This window comes from Gemmatimonadota bacterium (assembly GCA_026702745.1).
Taxonomy (GTDB): domain Bacteria; phylum JAAXHH01; class JAAXHH01; order JAAXHH01; family JAAXHH01; genus JAAXHH01.
The window spans coordinates 1-20042 of record JAPPBT010000029.1 but is presented as its reverse complement, the minus strand read 5'-3'; the positions used below and the strand labels follow the sequence as shown (position 1 = coordinate 20042).

Here is a 20042-nt window from a genome sequence, read left to right as displayed (position 1 = left end):
TGAACCCGTCCGCCCACCCGTCTGTCCCATGGTTATTTCGGTTGACACGCCCCGCTCTCCCGATGTTACATCAAGGACAACTCGCTCTTATCGCCAAATCGTACGCTGTGACCGGTTATGCACGATCAGCAATCCCGCGGTAAACTCCTCGAACGCGATGAACTTGCAGCGGTCGTGGAGCGCGCGCGCCGGAGAGGCGCGACCGTCGTATTCACGAACGGTTGCTTCGACCTGCTCCATCCGGGCCATGTCCATCTCCTGCAGACCGCGCGATCGTTCGGCGATCTGCTTATCGTGGCCATAAACACCGACGCGTCCGTCCGGGCGATCAAGGACAAGGGCCGGCCGATCTACGGCGAAACGGAACGGGCCTACATGCTCGGCGCCCTGGCCTGCGTGGACCATGTGGTCCTTTTCAGCGAGCCAACGCCCATCCCGCTGCTCAACCTGCTCAAGCCGGACGTCCTGGTCAAAGGAGGTCACTACGGCCACGAGGAAGTGGTGGGCTGGGACGTGGTGGAAGCCTACGGCGGCCGCGTGGAGAGAGTGCCCGTGCTGGACGGCATGTCGACCACCGACACGATAGAACGCATCACCGGAAAGGGTACTTAATGCCTGAAACACGCCAGAAACTGCTGGTGCTCTACCTGCGGACCCCCGACCTGCATGCCGGCGTCGTGGCCTGGTCCGAATTCGACGGCACCTCGGCCGCCGACGAACGCCATACTTCGGGGGATGCCGCGGACTCGGGCGGCGCCACGAATCCGCCCTACGCGTCGGTAGTGGACGCCATGCGGGACGGCTGGCGGGTCGTCCAGTTTCCCCAGCAGTACCCGGCCTATCCGGGTACGGAATACCAGGTGTCCTATCTCAAGTACGAGTACATACTCGAAAAAATGGAGGTCATCGATGGCTGACAGCACCCATCTGTTGAATTCGAAGCAAATGGCGCGGTTCGTCGCGGAAGGATATCTCCGTTTCGACGAACTGGTGCCCGACGACCTCAATCAGGCCGTGAAAGCGGAAATGGACAACCAGGCCATTCCCCGGGAAGAGGCAGGATCGCCCCTGAGCGCCATCTGGCCGGACGCGGCCGTGGGCCGCGTTTTCCGGCTTCCGGAGATCGAGGGCATCATCCACAGCCTCGTCGGTCCCGATCCACTGTACGATCACCACGCCGTGCACACCGTGGCGGCCGGTCACCACTTCGGACAGCACTGGCACGCGGACGCGATCATCGACACGCGGCTGCATTTCGACATCCAGTTCATGTACTTCGCCCACGACACGCCCAGGGAGATGGGGGGCACGCTGATCCTTCCCGGCAGCCACTACCGCCGCATCAGCGAATCCGACATCGCCCGGTACCACAACTTCGTGGGCCAGGTGCCGATGATCTGCAAGGCCGGGACGGTGATCGTGCTCCATCACGGCATGTGGCACTGCGCCCAGCCGAATCGCACCGACGAGATGCGGTACATGTTCAAGCTGCGCCTCAACCCCACGGTCAGGCAGCTAAGGCTCTGGAATACGGAGGACATCGACGATCCGGAAGTCAGCCATATCCTGAGCACGAACCAGCCGTGGCATGGGAACGAAGAACGCATCGAACATGTCAACCGGATCCACTTCTGGCGGTTTCTGACCGGTGACGACCAGTTCGACAACCACTACTGGCTGAGCCGGATCGAGAACGAACCCGAACTGGTGTGATCAGCCGGTACTGTTTTCCAACTCGACGAAAACGCGTTCATGACCACGGGTAACCTGCGCCGACAACTGGGAATCTGGCCGACCACGGCCATGGTGATCAGCGGGATGATCGCCGTGGGGATCTTCCTGGTGCCCGCCGGGATGGCCAAGTCGCTGGGATCGCCCCTGCTGCTGCTCGTCATCTGGCTGGCGATGGCCGGGATGGCCCTCTGCGGATCGCTGTGTTTCGGAGAACTGGCCTCCCGTTATCCCCACGCGGGCGGCGGATACATCTATCTCCGGGAGGCCTACGGCACGCCGACGGCCTTTATGTACGGCTGGATGTCCCTGATGGTGCTGGATCCGGGCATCACGGCGACCCTGGCGACCGGGATGGCGAGCTACGCGGGCCATATCTATCCATTGGATCCGGTCGCGATGAAGTTGCTGGCCATCGCCGTGCTGGCCGTCCTGACCGGCGTCAACATCTACGGCGTGCGCATCGGCGCCTGGATCATCGTCCTGCTGACCGTTTTCAAGGTCGGCGTCCTCGCGGTCATCTCCATCCTGGGGTTCGGCCTGGGGCTCGGCGACTGGTCGAACTTCACGCCCTTCGTGGCGCGGCCCGCGGACTCCGGACCCCTGTTCGGCGCCCTTGCCGGCGGCATCGTGGGCGCCTTCTTCGCCTTCGCCGGATGGTGGGACCTGAACAAGGTGGCCGGCGAAATCAAGGACCCGGCGCGCACCCTCCCCAGGGCGTTGCTGCTGGCCGTCGGTATCGTCGCGTTGACCTACATCACCACCAGCGCCGTCTTCATGTACCTCGTACCCGTATCCCAGGTCACCAGCAACGAGACCTTCGCGGCGCAGGCCGGCGAGGTGCTCTTTGGCCGCAGCGGCGGTATCCTGTTCTCCTCCGTGGTCATCCTGTCCGTCGTCGGCAGCCTGACCGGACTGCTGCTCATGGCGCCGAGGGTGTATTTTGCCATGGCCAGGGACGGGGTCTTCCTCCGCTTCGCCGGTGCCGTCCATCCCGCCTTCGGCACGCCCTACCGCGCGATCGCCATCCAGGGCGGACTGGCTTCACTGCTGGTGTGGCTGGGAACCTTCAGCCAGATTCTGGATTACTTCATCTTCGTGGCCGTCCTGTTCATCGCGCTCACCGTGGCGGGCCTGTTCGTGGTACGCCGCAGGTCGGCCGAGACGCCTCCCTACCGGACTCCCTTGTATCCCGTCACTCCGGTGCTGTTCCTGATCCTCGCCGCGGTCCTGCTCGTGCTGCTCTTCGGCAACAGTCCCGTGCAGGCCCTGCTCGGCGTCGGCGTGACGGCCCTGGGAATACCGGTATACCTTCTCGTGTTCAGAAACCAGACAACGCAGCAAAGAACGTCAGGAGAAACCCATGGCATGGATTAAGACCGTCTCCGCGTCGGATGGGGACGAACGGCTGCTCGCCGCCCTCGAGGCTCAGCGCGCGCTCTATCCCGCGGAGTACGACACGCCGGTGCATCCCACCGACGACGGCACTTCCGGCATCGTGGCGTCCCATTCGCTGATCCCGGAGGCGCTGCATCACGCCTTCGCCACCTTCGGGGTGTTGCTGTCGCCGGATCTTCCGTTGAGCCGCCGGCAGCACGAGATGATCTCGACCATCGTCTCGTCGAGAAACCGGTGTGTATACTGAATTGATTCGCACGCAGAGTTTCTGCGTCGGGTCACGTTGGACAGCGAACTGGTCGAAGCGATCAAGTACGACTACGATAAGGCTCCGCTGAACGCCCAGGACCGGGCGATGCTGGATTTCGCCATCCGGCTCACCGAGGATGCCACGCAGATCCGGAAGGCCGATCTCGAAGGACTGCGGTCCGTGGGGTTCGACGACGTCGCCATCCTCCAGATCACCCTGATCGCGTCGTGGTTCAACTACATCAACCGCGTCGCGGATGCCCTGGGGGTGGGACGGAATGCGGACGATTCGTAAAACGGCCGCCCGGGCGGGTGGGTGGCGACCCTGTCACCGCCTTACGGCAGTATAGCGATGGCCCGGCCCGGACCGCCGTGGTTGTTTTCGAGGTGCGGGCACAGGAAGATGAAGAAAGCGCCTTTCGGCGGAAGCTGCCCCACGCCAATCAGATACTCCGTGAAGATCATGTCGTGGTTCACCGCCGCCCAGTGCGTCTTCATGGATTCCACCGGGTCCACCGATCCCATGTCGGGTGCATCGATGCCCACGTGCTTCACGCCTTTGCCGGCCAGATAGGCGATGACGTCCGCACCCGGCGCCGGCCATCCCTCGGACTGTCCGTCCAGGGGCGATTTGACACTCTGTTCCACCACGACCCGGATGAAGCGGCGGAAGTGGGTGTCCGTATGTCCCGTATGGAAGAGCACGACCTCGCCTTCCTCGATCTCCCCGTACAGATCCTCGTGTCTCCTGACATCGTCCAGCGTGATGGCCGGTGAGGCCGGCCAGTCATCCCACGAGGTCGTCCCCACGCGGTGCTGCACGTTGACGACCCGGGCGGGCCCCATGAAGTGGTGCAACGGGACCTTTTCCGTCGTCAACTCCGTGCGCTTCAGCGGACCGTGCTCGGCCTCGAACTCCCTCAGCGCGGCGCGGACCGTTTCGTCATACCTGCCCGTGTCGAATCCGGGCGGAGGGCCGTAGTGCGCGGGCGGATCCACGTGGGTTCCTGTATGAGCATCCATGAAGTGGGTGTTGACCCAGTAGGGGCCGAATGGACCATCGAAATAGTTCACCGGCTGCACCCTCGAATAGGGAAAGACGTGACGGCCCACGCCGCGGCCCGGCCACCAGACGGGGCGGTCCATGGACAGCGTTACGGAGAGGTCGACCACCCGTTTCGACTTAACGGCCTCAAGCAGTCGCGCAGCCAGGTCCGGATTGGTTATGGCCACCGCCCTCGTTTCCACCGTGGGTGAGTTCTCGTGCTTGACCGGCAGGGCAATGTACAGGGATCCGTTGGGCGTCCTGTCCAGGTTGATCAGTCCCTCCGTGTGTACGGCACCGTACTTGAAATGGCCGAGATGGCTTTCCAGGGCGAGGGGATTTACGTACAAGCCATCGGGACCCGACGCGATGTAGCGGGGCGGACCCAGTCCACCCATGCTCGGACTGTCGATGCCCATGAGCCAGACTCCCCGGCTGCCCACGTATTCCGCCGCGTCGTAGTCCGGCGCGGGCCATCCAGGCGCCGTCCCCGCGACGGGTTCCACGATCAGGCGGCGGTCGTCCGGCGCGGGCCGGTCGTGGCGGTCGTCGTACCCGCTCCAGTACAGGACGGCGTCGCCCGGTCCCATGGGCCTGTGCGCCGCCTCGGCGGCCTTGACCACATCTATGGTGAACAGGGGACTCACGCCCGGCGGAGCCTGGTCCAGCATGGACCGGCCGTCGATTTTGTATACCTCGCCCACTAATTGCCAGGCCGGGACTTTTTCCACCGTAAGATCACCCCAGTAATGGGCGTTCGGCAGACCGCTGTGCTGGGGCGGCATCATGTGGGCCGGCGTGTCCGTCTGGGTGGCCGTGTTCTCGTCCAGGATGATCAGGTCCGACGCCCACGGCCGGTCTCCGTGTACGATATAGGGCACGACGATAGGCTGGTGGTGTATCTGTCCGCCCGGCCAGTACTGGTAGTGGCGGCCGGATATAGCCGGCGATAGATCGACCACGTCGTCGGGGCCCACCGGCGTGTACTGGGCGGCGGCTGAAAGGGTGATCCACTGGATGAGGACGGCAAAGGCCAGGCTCCGGACCGGCCTGGACACGCGGGCGTGCTTACGGATCGGGTACATGGTGCGCTCCCTGGGTATTCGAATCTGAGTGGTTACGAAGTCAGGTGTGATTGGATGAAAAGTACAAAGAATGCCAGGTGATATGTTTATGGTGATAAAAGTTTGGTATTTTCTTTCCCGGTTGTCAACCTGTCAAAATCCTCCTGCTGAGTACGACAGGAGTAGTGTCAAAGATGCCCTTGACACACAGTTCGCTCCTGCGGTCATTGGTACAGTCGACGGCGAATAACGGTTGTCAACCAGCAGGCGACGATTTACCGTAATACTATGATCGTATCGTTTGACCATTGCAGACTGAGGGCACGCAACGCAGGGTGAGTTAAGTAAGACCGCCACGCCGTGCCTGATATCAGGAAACCGGCGTCTGACGTTTTTGGTGAAGGTTTTCATGGTGATCGATTTCGAGGACCTGGACCACCATTTTGATTTCCGCAAACGGAACCCGAGGAGAACAATGAAACTCAAAGTCATTGTACATCGAGCCGAAGAAGGTGGATATTGGGCCGAAGTCCCGGCCATCCCGGGATGCGTGTCGCAAGGTGATTCGCTGGATGAGTTGCGCAGCAACATCCTTGAGGCGATTGACGGATGCCTGTCCGTCGAAGTCGGTGACTTCGAAATCTCTGAGACCGATCGCATCATAGAAGTGGCCGTGTGAAAGCGATTACCGGGAAGCGCCTTTGCCGGTTGCTTGAATCTCACGGATGGCATCTCAAACGAATAAGTGGCAGCCATCACATTTATGCCAAAGATGGAGAAGTCGCGCGCATTTCGGTTCCGGTCCATGGGAATGTAACGCTCAAACGTGGATTGCAGGCACATTTGATGAGGATCGCACAGATATCGGAAAACGAATTGTGATCCAGACGGCCAGTCATAACGACAGAACCGACTAAAGGAGCCTCACCCGTGACTAACCTGCGCGTCGGCATCATTGGACTGGGCGGCATCGCCCGATCGCACTGCGATGCTATATCGAACATCGATGACGTGGAGATTGTAGCGGTCGCCGATCTGCTCGAGGAGAAGCGCCAAGAATACATGGACAAGTACGGCATACCCAGGGGGTACGCCACCCATACAGAGCTGCTTGAGGACGACGAGGTTGAAGCGGTGGCCATCGTCCTCGGCCACCAGTTGCACCATAGCCTGACCTTGGACGCCTGCAACGCGGGCAAGCACGTACTGGTGGAGAAACCTATGGCCATCAGCCTGGACCAGTGCGACGACATGATCGCCGCCGCGGCGGCCAACGGTGTCAAGCTCATGGTGGGCCTGACGCAGCACTTCTACGGCACCAGCATCAAGGCCAAGGAGATCCTGGATTCCGGCACTCTGGGACCGGCCATTACGGGGGTGTGCTACATGTCGAAGAACTGGGGATACGGAGGCCGCAGGCCCCAGTACCGCAGCCGGTTCCACGGCGGCGGCATGTGGATGACCAACGGGGTCCACGTGGTGGATCGGCTCTCCTGGGTCATGGCCTCGCAGGCGGTCTCGGTCTCCGCCACCATCGGCAACAGGGCGCACTACCAGGCCGCCGACGATTCCGCCACGGCCTTCATCCGCTATAAGAACGGCACGTCGGGCGTGGCGGTGGCCGTCGGGTATGCCGATGGCGGCCCGAACCACGAGTGCCAGGTGATCTGCGCCAACGGTTCACTGCGCTTCAGCGAGTCCGGCGAGAAGTACGTCAGGGTGGGCAAGGACAACCGGTGGGAGGACGTGCCCTTCGACGACCCGCCTCATCCCATGTACAACGAGTGGAAAGGTTTCGTCGAGGCGATCCGCAAGGATATCGAACCGCCCACGCCCGGAGAATGGGGCCGTCACGTCATGGAGATCCTGTTCGCCGCGGAGCAGTCTTCCGTATCCGGACGGGAAGTGCCGCTGGCCAGCGGGGGACAGTGGACGCACCAGCAGTCCGGCACGCCGGTGAACATCGATCACGGCTGGATCTGACGGACCCATCGCGGCGTGGGCATTACGCGCCGGTATCACGCGCCGGAATGCTCCACTACGGCGAGGGTGACGTCGTCACATTGTCGTGACTCCGCTGAAAACCCGAACACCGCCGCCATGACAGTGTCCTTCAATGCGCCCGCATCCTGGCCCCTGTGCTTCGTCAGCAGGGACTCGAGCCGTTGTTCTTCATAGAGCTCGCCTTCGGCGTTGGCCGCCTCGGTGACGCCGTCGGTATACATGACCAGCTTGGTCCCGGGTTCGAACCGTACCGATTCCACCTCAAAGGAAACGTCGGCGATCCCCAGCGGCGGCGCGACTGAATGCAGCTTCTGAACCGGTCCATCCTGCGAAAGGAGCATGGGCGGATTGTGCCCGGCGTTGCAGTACCGCAGGGTGTTCGCCCTGGTATCGATATCGGCGTGGAAGAAGGTGATGAACTGGCTCACCGAGGAATGATGGAGTATGTACTCGTTCAGCCTGCCGACGCGTTCCACCAGAGGCACGCCGATGTCGATGAGGGTGGTCAGCATGGTCTTGCAGGCGACCATGAGTAGCGCGCTGGACGGGCCATGTCCAGTGACGTCGGCAATCGTCACCGTCAGGACGTCCTCGCCATAGGGAATGAAGTCGTAATAGTCCCCGCCGATCTCCTCGCAGGACACATGGGCGCCCGCGCAGGCCAGCGTGTGGAAGGCATATCTTTCTCCCGGCAGCAGTCCGGCCTGGATCTCGCCGGCCAGGGCCAGTTCCTTGTCCAGTGCGCTCTTGGCCACGGCGGCGTCGAAGAGGCGCAGGTTGTCGGTCTTGATGGCGGTCAGGTTGGCCACCGCGCTGGACAGGCCGAGATGGTCCACGGTAAACTGCACGGCAGGATCCGCTGAATCCAGGTATAGCAGGCCGAACACCCGGTCTTCATGCCACAGGGGCACGCATAAAATGGACACCAGCCGGCGGACGATCACGCTCTGCCGGTCCCTGAACCGCTCGTCACCCAGGGCGTTCGAAGTAATCGAGGCCATCCGGTTTTCCAGGGCCTGTTTCACCGCCGTCGTACTGATCGAAATCGAGCGGTCCTCGTATCCAGGCCGGGAGGCCAGCGTCTGGATCTCGAGGTCGTAACCATCCCCGGTCTCCTTGGGATGGACGATCGCGCAGCAGTCCGCCTTGAGCCATTCCAGCATGTTCCGCGTCACGAGTGCTCCCAACTCGGCCTCGCTGCGGGCCCTCATGACCTCCTTGCTCAGTTCTGTGAGTTTCAGCAGCCGGCCGTCGGTATCCTCGGGCCGTACGGCGGGTGTGCCGCCCGCCATCGTGTACGGCAACCGGTCCGCCCGGAAAAGGGAGGCCGGCGCCTGTAGATCATCGGTGCGATCTTCGGGTTCTCCCTCCTCGAAGACGAAAACCGATCGGCCGAGCCGGATGCGGTCACCGGGCAGCAACGGGGCCGGCTCGCTACCGATCGGATGATCGTTGACATAGGTCCCGTTCCGGCTGCCCAGGTCCGCGATCACGTAGCCCGACGCCTCCGTTTCGATACGCGCATGAAGTTTCGAAACGCCCCGGTCGCCGCCTATGGCGATGTCAGCCTCGCCGGAGCGGCCCAGGGTAGTGACATCCCGTGACAGGACATGGACTTGCGGGTCTTCTGCGTGCAATAACTTCAGGTAGGGCACGGGTGTGCTCCGATTCGTGCGGTTACCGTTGAAACTTCGGCGCGGCCCCCATCGGACTTACGGCCCCCATCATCGGACTTACGACCCCGATTCGTTTCTCAGGTCGAAGGCCACCTTGACAGCGCCGCGCCGACCGGCTTCCAGGGCCGTGCCGATGGCCTTCCGGTATTCCTTCAGGGGGTAGAGATCCGTCACAAGGGATTTCAGGTCGAGCTTCCCCGATGCAATCAGATCCATGGCCAGGTCGAAGGTGCGGACAGATCGGCCCTGGTACTCCTCTGTCCCGTAAGCGTAGGCCCCCTGCACTTTAAGTTCCTTGTACCACACCGCCGTCCAGTCGATCCCGGAAGGAATGCCCGGCATGCCCACCACGGTGACGGCGCCGCCGGAGCCGGTCAACCGCAGCGCGTCGTCGATGGTGCGCGACGAGCCTACGCAGTCGTAGGTCCGGTGCACGCCGCCGATGAATACGGGCCGTCCGATCTCGGGCCGGTGGATCTCCGCCCCCGTCACTTCGCTGACCGTATCGTAGAGGTCTTCTCCCCGGCCGATGACGCGGTCGGCGCCGAGGGCGGCCGCCAGGGTCTGCTGATGGGGATACCGCGCGGCGGCGAGGATGCGGCACTTCCCGCCCAGGGCCCGTGTGGCCGCGATGGTGAGTAGGCCGACGGCGCCGCAACCGATCACCAGGATGGTCTCGTCGTCACCGGGAAAAGACTTCAGCGCGGCGTGCAGGCAGCAGCTGAAGGGTTCGACCAGGACCGCTTCCTCGTCGGAAAGCCGATCGGGCACCCGGTGGACCTGGAAGGGGTGGGCCACCAGGGACGTACTCCATCCACCGCCCGTGTCCCTGCAGTACCCGGTCTGAATCCCAGGAGAGATATCGCCGTGCATGACCCTCTCGCACAGACCGAAATCGCCTGCGGCGCAGGACGGACAAGGCGGGTGGATACCCCGGACGGCGCAGCAGAGGCCTGGTTCGATTACCACGCGGTCTCCCCGGGAAACGCTCCCGGCTGCCGAGCCGGTCTCCTCGACCTCGCCCACCACTTCGTGGCCCAGGACGAAAGGCGCGGAAATCAGGGGTGAGAAATAAGGGCTGCCCTTCGCCCGGATGGTGGAAAGGTCCGATCCGCAGATACCGCTCAACAGCGGCCGGACGCGCATCCATTCAGGTGTCGGAAGCGGAGGAGGATCAACGTCCGCCATGCGTATGCACGACAGCGCGCCGGTGGCCGGGCCGGGGCGCCGATGGCCGAGGGTCCGGACGAACAGGTAACGGGGTACACTCTTGATGTATTGTACGGCTTTCATACATGGGTCCAGTTCACGACTTCCCATCCGCCGGCATCCGCGGCCTTCTTCAGCTTCCCGCCGGGGTTCACGACGACGGCATGCCCCACCACGCTCAACATGGGCTCGTCCGAACTGCTGTCGGCATAGGCATAGCACCGGGCCAGGTCGATACCGCGGCGCTCGGCGTAATCCCGGACGATGCTGGCCTTCGCCTCGTCACCGATGGGCGGCCCTTCCGTCTCACCGGTCAGCCGGCCATCGTCTTCCTTCATGGACAGGGCGATGAGGTCGTCCGCCTTGGTGTATTCCGCCAGCGGCTCCATGACGAAATCCAGAGACCCGGTAACCAGGACCACGCGCTCGCCCCGTTGCTGGTGCGCCCGTATGCGATCGACAGCCCCGGCGTACATGCGCGGACGCATGACTTTATCGAAAAGCGGTTCACTCCTCGATACGCATTCCCCGCGTTTGAAGCCCCGGTACTGCCGGTAGAACGACTGGATGAAACGGCTCCTGCTGATCTTGTCCAGGACGATGTAATAGAGGACTTTCGGCAGGAAGCCGATGGTCCAGAGAAGGCGTCGCAGGGAGGAATATCCCCAGGTCCTGTAGAAAGCGTAGTAGTGTACGATCGTCGCGTCCACGATGGTGCCGTCCACATCGAAGAAGGCCGTCGCGGCGTGTTCCCGGCCACTACCGGCGCGTCCCGATCGCCGACCGGCCGCTCCTTCCGGGCTTCCTGGCGCGGCCCCGGAGGACCTCGCGGCTATGGCGGATCCGGCGGATCCGGCGGATCCAGCGGACCTGGCGGATTCAGAGGTCTGGCCCAGGCGCTCAGAGATATACAGATAGCCGTCACGGTCAATGCGCCCGATGTCCCCCGTGTGAAGCCACCCGCCGCGGAGGCGGTTCTCCGTCGCCGTAGGGTTCCTGTAGTAACCCTGCATGACGTTGTTCCCGCGCACGATGATCTCGCCGTTGCCTTCCGTGTCGGGGGCCTGGATTTCAACGTCTACGGCCGGCAGGGCCACGCCGACGGAAGAGGGCTTGCTTCGGTCCATGGGATTAACGGTAACGACCGGGGCCGCTTCCGTGAGCCCATATCCCTCGTGGATCGTCAGGCCGATCTCCCGGTAGGCGTGGTACAGATCCGAATCGAGCGTGCCGCCTCCGCTGACCAGCAGCCGAATTCGGGAAACGACGCTTTCGCCGTTTTTCTCGGCTGTCTGTCGCAGTGACCCGTGCAACAGCCCGAACAGCCGGGGCGCCGCGATCAGGCAGTTGACCCCGGTTTCATCCATCAGGCCGACCAGGGACCGCGGCCGTACCGACGTGGTATAGGTAATGGTCGCCCCCGCGTAGAAAGGCATGAGGAATCCGCCCGTGAACTCCAGGGCCTGGCTCATGGGCAGCAGGGACAGGAAATGGTCGGTCCGGTAGGCACGCAGGATCTCGGCGAGGGACAGCAGGTTCGAAACGAAGTTCCGATGGGTAAGGACCACGCCGTGGGATTCGGCCGCCATGCCCCGGGTGAACATGATGGCGGCCGGGGAATCGGGTTCTACCGGTGCCCATGGGGGCGGCTCCTCGTTCAGGGTGACGGGCGACGCGGGCTGTCGCGGCGCGTCGAACGGCAGTCCGTAGTTTTCGATGTTCCAGAACATGACGTCGCCGCCGGGATCCGCTGGTTCGCCGCCGGGATCCGCCGCGACGCCGGGATCCGCCGCGACGCCGGGATCCGCCGCGACGCCGGAATCCGCCGACGCCGTTAGCAATGCGTGTCCGCTTTCTGTGCAGAGGATGGCCCTCGATTCGGTAAACCGGGCGATGCGCCAGACTTCCTGGGGCGTAGACCGGCGGTCCACGGGCACGAGTACGGCACCGGCCACCATCCCGGCGAAACAGGCGATACCCCATTCGGGCCGGTTCTCAGAGAAAAGCAAGACCCGGTCGCCCGGATGCAGGCCGCTGGACCGCCACTGCCAGCCGATGTGTCCGGCCAGGGCGAACACGTCCTTAAAGGAATAGCGTGTCCAGCCATCGTCCCGCGGCATCTGCAGCGCGGTCTTGTCCCCGTACATATCCGCGCTCTTGGCCAGTATGTCCGTCAGCGTATCTAGATGGGGCAGGGCGTCCTCTCCTGCCTGGGTGAACCCGGAACGCTCCGCCACTTCCTCTTCTTCCGTGACCGCGGGCTTCGGCTCATCGGTCTTCAGCACGTGGCGTTTCAGGCCGGGAATATGGATTTCCTGGAAATACGTCTTCCAGTGGATCCTGGAGACGTCGCCGTTGAAGAGCAGCCGGTCTTCCGGATCCAGACTCTCGTGCAACCCGACTGTGCGATCCGTCTCGAAAGTGCATTGCAGGGAGGTGTAGGGGCTGTAGATCGCGGCGTAGTACAGCATGCGCGAGATCGCCGACTTCATCACGGTGATTCTGCGCTTCAAATTGTTCAGCAGGGTGATCCGGTTGAAGCGGCTTAACGTCCACAACGCGGCGTTCAGGGGATAGACGTAGCGCAGGTTGTACCGGCGCCGGAACTGGCCGAGGGTCGGGTAGGTCCATCGCTGGATCGGTATGGGTTCGTTGTTCCGGTTCAGGCGGGGGTATTTTTGAAAGTACTCGTATGAGTGCTCGAAGGCCTGGTGGAATAGAACGGGATTCCGGTCGCCCGTCGATACGTGGTACACGCCGATCCCGCCTTCCCGGGCTGTGCGCGCCATGGCCGCCAGGGTCGTGTTGGCCACGATGTCCACCGGGATGATGTCCACGATCATGTCTTTCTGGCCGGGGAAATCCGGCAGGCGCCCCTTGCTCACCGCGTCGATGAGCGGGTCGGCCACCTTGAGCCCCTCGATCCATCCCGGTTCGGGTTCGACCAGCGCGCTTTCCACGATGGACGGCCGGATGATGGCCGTGGGCAGGTCGCCCCGGTGCTTGACGATCAACTGCTCGCCCATGGCCTTCGTCAGGGTATAGCTGTCGTGCCACCCCCACTGCTGTCCGCGGCGCATGCCCTCCTCGATGAGCCGTTCCTTGAGCCAGCGCTTGCGGAAAGTCTCCATCTGGGCGTCCAGCCAGCGCTGCGTCGGGCTCGGATTCTGCTGTAGCGCCATCTTCCTGAAACGGTCCTGCTGAGCCGGCGACCGGGATTCGTCGTGGATCTCATCCGCCCTGGCGAGTATGTCCCGTGTTTCCCGCTCCAGGTCGAAAGGCGCGTCGCTTCGCCCCATTTCCTGGACCATGGACCAGTCCGGACGGGGCGGGGCTTCGGGAATGCGACCCTTGGTCTGGCCGTTGACGTAGGCCGTCGAGACGTGGACCAGCGTGGCGTCTCCGCACGACTTGGCGAATTCCATCATGCGCCGCGCGCCGAGGGTGTTGAGCTGAAGTGCGGCGTCGATTTCCTCGTCGAAGGTCACGGAAGCCGCGCAGGTGAGCACGACGTCGACTTCCGCCGCGAGCCGGCGGTACAGGTCCGGTTCCAGTCCGAGGTGGTCCAGGGTAAGATCGCCCTCGACGGCGTGGACCTTGGCGCGCATGATATCGGCGAAACGTTCGCCGTGGGTCTCGCGCAGGCGGGCGAAGGCGGCGGACTGGAAGATCTCCTCCTCCACCCGTTCCCGCGCCGTCAGCGTGGTGCCGTCCTTCCTCCGGCGGGCCCGGACGACCAGGTAGATGCGGCCGACGTCCGGGGCGCAACGCAGGACCTTCTCCACGACCGCTTTGGCGAGGAAACCGGTGGCGCCGGTGATCAGCAGTGTCTTTCCCCGCAGGTAAGTGACAATTTCACTCATACCTTACCGTCTCTCGATGTGTAGTCCGGGGACTGGGCCGTCATCCCGGCGGGTGGGTTCACGTGGCCATCAGTCGCTTGAACTGATCGACCCAGGGTATGGGCGACGGATCGACGTCGTTCATAATTGCCTGGTAGAAACTCGCGTAGGTACCGAGCAGGAGCAGGTCGCAGGCCTGCTCGAGCGCCGTCTCTCCCCTGGGCGTTACGACGGAACACGCAATCCCCTGCTTCTCGAGCAGCGTACGGGTGATCTCGTGGCGGCGCTGGTTGCGCGGATCGTACAGGCCGGACTGGATCAGCACGGCGGCGAGTCCGTCCCGATGCTCCGCGGGGTGGGTCATCCCTTCGAGCAGATGGTGATTCAACTCCGGTATGGCGAACCAGACGGCCAGGTTCTTGGCGTTCTCGTTCCACTGGTTGGCCAGGATGTGGGCGTTGCCCGTGAGATGCTCGGAAGCCATGATCAGGATTGACTTCCCCCCCGTAGCCCGGGCCAGCTCATAGGCGGGGTTCTCCTCTCCGCGCGCAGCGTAAACCGGGTTGGTCTCCCGGAGCAGCATGAGCGCGCCCGTTACCTCGGATTCGGCAAGCGCCACGAACCCCAGTTGACGGAACATCGCCAAGAGGTAGGTGACCGCGTAGCCCAGGCCGATACGCGGCTGCCCGCAGGTGTTGAGCTCGCTGCCGAACACCACGGCCGGCAGTCCATGGCGCCCGGCGAACGCTTCCAGGTCGCCTCCCGTAGTCAGGGCGATCATCGGTATCCCCCTGGACAGGCCGTGTTCCGCCATGGCCATCACTTCCTCCGTGCCCCCGGAGTAGCTGGATAGCACGATGAGGGTCCGCTCGTCGATCCATGAAGGCGCCGCGTAATCGGATAAGGTGGTGACCGGCACGCGCAGCCGGTCGCGGAAGACGTCCTGTATCAGGTGGGCGCCCAGAGCCGATCCGCCCATGCCCGCCACGACGACGTGGTTGACGTTCCGGAAGGCGTCGGGGAAAGTGCGTCCCGCCATGGCCTCCCAGGCCGCCTCCATCTGGTCGGGTATTGACCCGATGGACCCGTGCATGTCGGATTGGTCCAGACGCGTCATTTTCATCAGGGCCGCTTTCTTTTCAATTGGGTCGCCGGTTTGATAGGAGAAGCTCATGAATCGACCCGCCTGGTTCAGGATGTGCCGGAGTCCGCCTGTACGGCCCCGATTTCTTTCAGGTAGGCGACGCTTTCTTCGAACTCGCGCGTCTCGTATGCCTTCAGGGCCTTGGTGGATTCGTCCTTCTCCCTGGGCGTGCGCCAGTCTTCCCCGACGGGACGGACGTGGGACCAGTACAGCCGCAGAAACGGCAACATGTCCCTGATGTCGCGGTCGGGGTATTCCGCCCAGTAGTCATCCATGAGCATGCGCACGTGCCGGGCGTAGATGGCGCCCAGTTCGATGGTTTTCGTTACTCCGCCGCGCTGTCCTTCCGATCTTGGCTGGCCGGGCTGGTCCGCCTGGCCGCGCCGGCCATCCGAGTCAGCCCGGCCGGGCTGTCCCCGGTATCCGTCGATCAGGGAAAGCAGGCCGGGGTAGTCGACCACGCCGCTGCCCAGTGAGCACCGTGCGATGCGGTACCCCTCGTCGGAGGGATGAATCGTGTAATCCTTGAGGTGGACATGCTTCAGGAAAGGGAGGATGCGTTCCGTGTATCCAAAAGGCTCCTCGCAGACCGCCAGCACGTTGCCCACGTCGAGTGTGATGCCGATGTACGGGCTGTCCAGTTCCTTGCAAAGCCAGCGCATGTCGTGGGACGTGGCGTCCGAATGGTTCTCCACCGCGATGGTCACCCCGTGTTCCTCGGCCAGGGGCAGCGCCTCGCGCAGGATATCCCTGCACCCGGCGAGGTGGGCGTTCCACCGGCCCGACAGCGGCCTGCGGTCGCCGCCGAGTACGCCGCTCATGACGACGCGCAACGAGGAGGCGCCGAGGCTCGCGGCCGCGGGAATCAGGCGCCGCAGCATCTCACCCTCGACCTGGCCGCCATCCGTCACGACGTACAACCCGTTCTCCTCGGCCCGGGCACGGGCCCGCTCCAGCGAGGCCGGGGACAGATCGGGGAGGCAGTCGTCGGGAGGAAACTCCACGCCGCCGAGGCCGTGTTCGACGGCCATGTCCATGAGCTCAAAGGCGTCATATCCCGTGTTGAACGAGTACGCGCAAACCCCTACTGACATAGGTTCTCCTTGCCGCTGGTTCTCTTTGCCGCTGTTACCTGTCGCTATTCCGTCGGCTGCCGTCCCTGGACCGCGTAGCCGCCGTCGCACCGGATGTCCGTCGCCGTGATGTCGCTGGATTCGTCGCTCGCCAGGAAAACGAAGACGTTGGCGACCTCCCCGATGGTAGCGACCCGGCCGATGGGGTGCAGGCGGTCGAAAGCCCTGAGCGCCGCCTCCGGGTCTCCGGCGTTCTCCTTCACGAAGTTGTGCAGCATGGGCGAATCCACCGTGCCGGGCGAAACCGTGTTGACCCTGATCCGGTCCTCGGCCAGTTCCATGGCCTGGCCCCGGGCCAGGGCGATCAGCCCGCCCTTCGTCGCCCCGTAGACGGCCACGCCCGGATGGCCGTTATGGCCCGTCACGCTGGCCATGTGGATGATCGATCCGCCGCCCGCGGCACGCATATGCGGAATGCAGTACTTGCTGAAGACGGCCGGCGCCAGGAGGTTGACGGAGAGGATGCGGGCCATGGTCTCCTCGTCCTGGTCCTCGATGGGGCTTACGGGCATGATGGCGGCGTTGTTGACCAGGACGTCGATCCTGCCGAACCGGGACGCCGCGTCGTCCACGAAGGACCGGACCAGGCCGTGATCGGTGATATCCAGCGCCTCCGCCAGGACGGGCCGGCCGGCGTCCGCGATCAAGCGACTGGTCTCCGCGACGGTTTGGGCGTTGATGTCGCACACCGCCACCGCGGCGCCTTCCCGGGCGAGCGCCAGCGCGATCCCCCGTCCTATTCCGTCTCCCGCACCCGTCACGATTGCGGTTTTGTCCGCTAACCGCATGGCCACTCCGCAGGCACGATCCCAGGCGTGCGCATTTCAGTTGTACAATTGTACATGTGTATCTGAACCTCCACGGATCGCATTCTCAGGAATTACATCTCCACAGGTCGCATCCCCATAAGGCCGGCGCAATCAGTTCCGACGTCGATAGCGACGCTCACACCCGACGCACGCACCCATGGTTCAATCCTGTCGCCTCCGCAACCGTTGCTCCAGCCAGTGCGTCATGGGCGCCGGGGCTGGATCGCATATCTCCACCATCCGGCCGGGAAGGGGCTGACCCAGGACCGCTTCCACGTCACCACGACGCTCCGAGACAACGTCAGGACGCTGTCCTGCGACATTCCGCCGTTCTTCCGGATCGTCCTCCAGGTCGAAGAGTTCATCGCCGTTCTCGTCCTCGTAGCCCACCGACGTGCAGAAGTTCCAGCGGTCGTCCCGCACACTGGCCCGGCCCACGGCGTTACCCGTGATGAAGGAGGCCCACCCGGTCACGATCCGATCACGGATGGCAGCCTTCTCACCCGCGACCAGCGGCCAAAGGTCCTCGCCGTCCGTCCAGTCCGCCCGTACCCCGAGCCGACCGAGCAGCGTGGGCATGAGGTCGTGGTTCTGCACGAAGGCGTCCACGTCCACGTCCGTCGGACCACCAGGTACGCGCATCATGAGGTTGAGTTGGGTATTGAAGGGATGCAGTTCGTTCGGCCCCTTGCCGAAGCTCCCCTGGTCGAGCAACTGGGTCCCATGGTCCGACAGGATCACGATCAGGGTTTCATCGAGGAGGTTCCGGTCCGCCACCGCATTCAGCAACCGGCCCACGTACTCGTCCACCAGGGTGACCTCCCCCAGGTACAGCGCCTCGATGCGCCGGAGTTCAGCTTCCGATGGCCCACCTGGTCCACCTGCCCCGCCTGGTCCACCTGCCCCGCCCGATCCGTCACGGGCGTATGCGGGACCGGGCACGATGAAATCGAGGCCGTCGTGCTCGAAATACCGGTCGGCGTACTCCGGCGGCGGGTCCCAGGGCTCATGGGGATCGAAGCTGTCGACCCACAGGAAGAAGGGCCCCGCCGTATGGTTGTCGGCAAGCCACGCACTGGCCGAGTTGAACACCCGGGCACACTGGTAGTCTTCCTTGTCCTTCCTGTGGCGCTGGTTCAGCAGGTAGTTCACCAGGCCCACATGCTTCGACATGTCCACGGGCTGCCTCACGTGCCGGGCAAGTTGCGCCTCGACGAGTTTCGGATCGCCGCTCTTCCAGTTGTCCGATTCCTGTCCCCGCACGAAATCCAGGTGAGCGAACCCCCGGGAGAAGTTCATGGTGGGCTTGAACATGTGGTACGTGTCGGCGATGAGGGCCGTCAGGTACCCTCGTTCCAGCAGCACTTCCGCGATCGTGTCCTGTTCCGGCGGGATCTTGTGCCAGCCCGGGGCGTGATGCCAGTGGCCGCGCCGGTCGAAGTTGTACCGCCACGGGAAACTGCGCATCCCGGTGAACAGCGCCCTTCGCACCTGGAGCGTGGGCTGTCCCTCGCCGAAGGCCCGGTTGAACCGGATGCTGCCGCGGTGAAAGGCGTCGAGATTGGGCGTGTGCGCGTGGCTGTACTTCCTGCCCGGGCCGATGATGTCGGCGCGAAAAGTGTCCAGGCAGACGCAGATGACGTTCAAAGGGTCTCCGCAGGGAAACAAGACATACTTTTACGATGAGATGCCGGAAACGCAGACAATGGGAAAACTATGCGGAGGAGGCCTTTTCGTCAACGGAATTGAGGGCGAAGCCCATGGGCCTGCGGACCGTGTAAACCGCTACCGAATGGGACAATGGAACTTGAAACACCGTTCTGTTCAGGTATAATGTGAGAGGTAAAGCAAAGGGGAACCCATATGAAGCGACGAGCCGAATCCGAATACGACGCCATCGCCGAGGCCTACAAAGACTCCAAGCAACTGTCCTTTCGTCAGTACATCGAGGAATACACGCTTTTCCAAATGCTTGGGGACATTAGCGGGATGAAAGCGCTCGACCTGGCCTGCGGCGAGGGGTTCTACACACGCAAGCTGAAACTTGCCGGCGCCGGGGAGGTTCTCGGCGTCGACGTATCGGCCGAAATGATCCGGCTGGCCGAGGCCGAGGAACGCGCGCGGCCCACGGGTTGCCGGTACCTGAACCAGGACGCGGCGGCCCTGGTCCTGGACGAGCCGGTCGATCTCGTCGTGGCCATGTACCTACTGAACTACGCCCGAGACGCGAACGAACTTCTGCGCTTCGTCCAGGCGGCCTACGGCGCGCTGAAGCCGGGCGGGCGGTTCGTGTGTTTCAACGACAACGTCCTGAATGTGCCCGGTGGCACGGTCTCATACGCCCGGTACGGATTTGAAAAGGAGTACAGAGGAACGCCGGCCGGGGCGACGCCGTCCGAAGGCGACCCCATTGTCTACCGGTTCATGAACGACGACGGCACGCGGTTCGAATTTAACAACTACTACCTCTCACCGGGAACCTATCGGCGGGCTTTCGATGAAGCCGGCTTTGCCGGTTTTCACTGGGTCGACCCGCAGTTGCATCCGTCCGAGCGGGACAACGATTACTGGGACGAATTCATGGCCGCACCGCCCATCATCGGGTTCGCGGCGGTCAGGGAGTGACTGTTCGGGGGGGGGGGGGGGGCGGGGAACCCCGGGGCGGGGGGATCAACAGATCTTGACTAGAAACTTTTCTTTTTGCGGCACGAAAGTACAAAAAGAGCCTTAAACCACCC

General features: G+C 63.4%; 18 protein-coding genes. 10 read left to right on the top strand and 8 right to left on the bottom strand.

All coding sequences use genetic code 11. The features are described 5' to 3' along the window. The first annotated feature begins 117 nt into the window (after positions 1 to 117). Genes rfaE2 through OXH56_05365 form a run of 6 tightly spaced genes read left to right on the top strand, consistent with a single transcriptional unit; the run spans position 118 to position 3673 of the window. Positions 118 to 612 (top strand): D-glycero-beta-D-manno-heptose 1-phosphate adenylyltransferase, encoded by a 495-nt coding sequence (gene rfaE2, locus OXH56_05390; GenBank protein ID MCY3554737.1) that lies wholly within the window; start codon positions 118 to 120, stop codon positions 610 to 612. Next, a complete protein-coding gene (locus OXH56_05385) occupies positions 612 to 917 on the top strand; it encodes a hypothetical protein (GenBank protein ID MCY3554736.1) in 306 nt (101 codons plus the stop codon). The genes rfaE2 and OXH56_05385 overlap by 1 nt, the downstream gene beginning before the upstream one ends. Continuing rightward, positions 910 to 1713 (top strand): phytanoyl-CoA dioxygenase family protein, encoded by an 804-nt coding sequence (locus tag OXH56_05380; GenBank protein MCY3554735.1) that lies wholly within the window; start codon positions 910 to 912, stop codon positions 1711 to 1713. Before OXH56_05385 ends, OXH56_05380 begins: the two co-directional genes overlap by 8 nt. A gap of 39 nt (positions 1714 to 1752) precedes the next feature. Next, entirely contained in the window at positions 1753 to 3108 is a 1356-nt protein-coding gene (locus tag OXH56_05375; protein MCY3554734.1) for an amino acid permease, read from the top strand. Beyond that, entirely contained in the window at positions 3095 to 3376 is a 282-nt protein-coding gene (locus OXH56_05370) for a hypothetical protein (GenBank protein ID MCY3554733.1), read from the top strand. The genes OXH56_05375 and OXH56_05370 overlap by 14 nt, the downstream gene beginning before the upstream one ends. Positions 3377 to 3412: 36 nt before the next feature. After that, entirely contained in the window at positions 3413 to 3673 is a 261-nt protein-coding gene (locus tag OXH56_05365) for a peroxidase (protein MCY3554732.1), read from the top strand. Between the two features lie 41 nt (positions 3674 to 3714). Here OXH56_05365 and OXH56_05360 read toward each other — a convergent pair whose 3' ends face one another. Next, positions 3715 to 5508: a cyclase family protein gene (locus OXH56_05360; GenBank protein ID MCY3554731.1), complete on the bottom strand. Its 1794-nt coding sequence runs from the start codon at positions 5506 to 5508 to the stop codon at positions 3715 to 3717. A gap of 454 nt (positions 5509 to 5962) precedes the next feature. Here OXH56_05360 and OXH56_05355 point away from each other — a divergent pair, with 454 nt between their 5' ends. From OXH56_05355 to OXH56_05345, 3 genes are read left to right on the top strand one after another with little or no spacing between them, the layout of a single operon-like run. After that, positions 5963 to 6166 carry a type II toxin-antitoxin system HicB family antitoxin gene (locus OXH56_05355; GenBank protein MCY3554730.1) on the top strand — a complete coding sequence of 68 codons (204 nt, stop codon included), beginning with the start codon at positions 5963 to 5965 and terminating at the stop codon, positions 6164 to 6166. After that, complete coding sequence (locus tag OXH56_05350) at positions 6163 to 6369, top strand: type II toxin-antitoxin system HicA family toxin (protein MCY3554729.1); 207 nt, start codon at positions 6163 to 6165, stop codon at positions 6367 to 6369. Before OXH56_05355 ends, OXH56_05350 begins: the two co-directional genes overlap by 4 nt. A 48-nt stretch (positions 6370 to 6417) precedes the next feature. Then, positions 6418 to 7470 carry a Gfo/Idh/MocA family oxidoreductase gene (locus tag OXH56_05345; protein ID MCY3554728.1) on the top strand — a complete coding sequence of 351 codons (1053 nt, stop codon included), beginning with the start codon at positions 6418 to 6420 and terminating at the stop codon, positions 7468 to 7470. Positions 7471 to 7505: 35 nt separating this feature from the next. Here OXH56_05345 and OXH56_05340 read toward each other — a convergent pair whose 3' ends face one another. The 7 genes from OXH56_05340 to OXH56_05310 all read right to left on the bottom strand — a co-directional run bounded on the left by OXH56_05340 (position 7506) and on the right by OXH56_05310 (position 18951). Continuing rightward, complete coding sequence (locus tag OXH56_05340) at positions 7506 to 9146, bottom strand: SpoIIE family protein phosphatase (protein MCY3554727.1); 1641 nt, start codon at positions 9144 to 9146, stop codon at positions 7506 to 7508. A gap of 78 nt (positions 9147 to 9224) precedes the next feature. Beyond that, on the bottom strand, positions 9225 to 10460 hold the full coding sequence (locus OXH56_05335) for a zinc-binding dehydrogenase (protein MCY3554726.1): 1236 nt from the start codon (positions 10458 to 10460) through the stop codon (positions 9225 to 9227). Further along, the gene (locus tag OXH56_05330) at positions 10457 to 14239 is read right to left on the bottom strand and encodes an HAD-IB family hydrolase (protein MCY3554725.1); all 3783 of its coding nucleotides are present in this window, start codon (positions 14237 to 14239) and stop codon (positions 10457 to 10459) included. Before OXH56_05330 ends, OXH56_05335 begins: the two co-directional genes overlap by 4 nt. A gap of 58 nt (positions 14240 to 14297) precedes the next feature. Then, positions 14298 to 15341, bottom strand: coding sequence for a hypothetical protein (locus tag OXH56_05325; GenBank protein ID MCY3554724.1), 1044 nt, complete (start codon positions 15339 to 15341; stop codon positions 14298 to 14300). 68 nt (positions 15342 to 15409) lie between these two features. Next, positions 15410 to 16456: a sugar phosphate isomerase/epimerase gene (locus OXH56_05320; protein ID MCY3554723.1), complete on the bottom strand. Its 1047-nt coding sequence runs from the start codon at positions 16454 to 16456 to the stop codon at positions 15410 to 15412. A 44-nt stretch (positions 16457 to 16500) separates the two neighbouring features. After that, on the bottom strand, positions 16501 to 17283 hold the full coding sequence (locus OXH56_05315) for an SDR family NAD(P)-dependent oxidoreductase (GenBank protein MCY3554722.1): 783 nt from the start codon (positions 17281 to 17283) through the stop codon (positions 16501 to 16503). Positions 17284 to 17466: 183 nt separating this feature from the next. After that, a complete protein-coding gene (locus OXH56_05310; GenBank protein ID MCY3554721.1) occupies positions 17467 to 18951 on the bottom strand; it encodes a sulfatase in 1485 nt (494 codons plus the stop codon). Between the two features lie 216 nt (positions 18952 to 19167). On the opposite strand from OXH56_05310, the gene OXH56_05305 reads away from it, so the two are divergent. Further along, positions 19168 to 19929 (top strand): class I SAM-dependent methyltransferase, encoded by a 762-nt coding sequence (locus OXH56_05305; GenBank protein ID MCY3554720.1) that lies wholly within the window; start codon positions 19168 to 19170, stop codon positions 19927 to 19929. Positions 19930 to 20042: the final 113 nt, after the last annotated feature.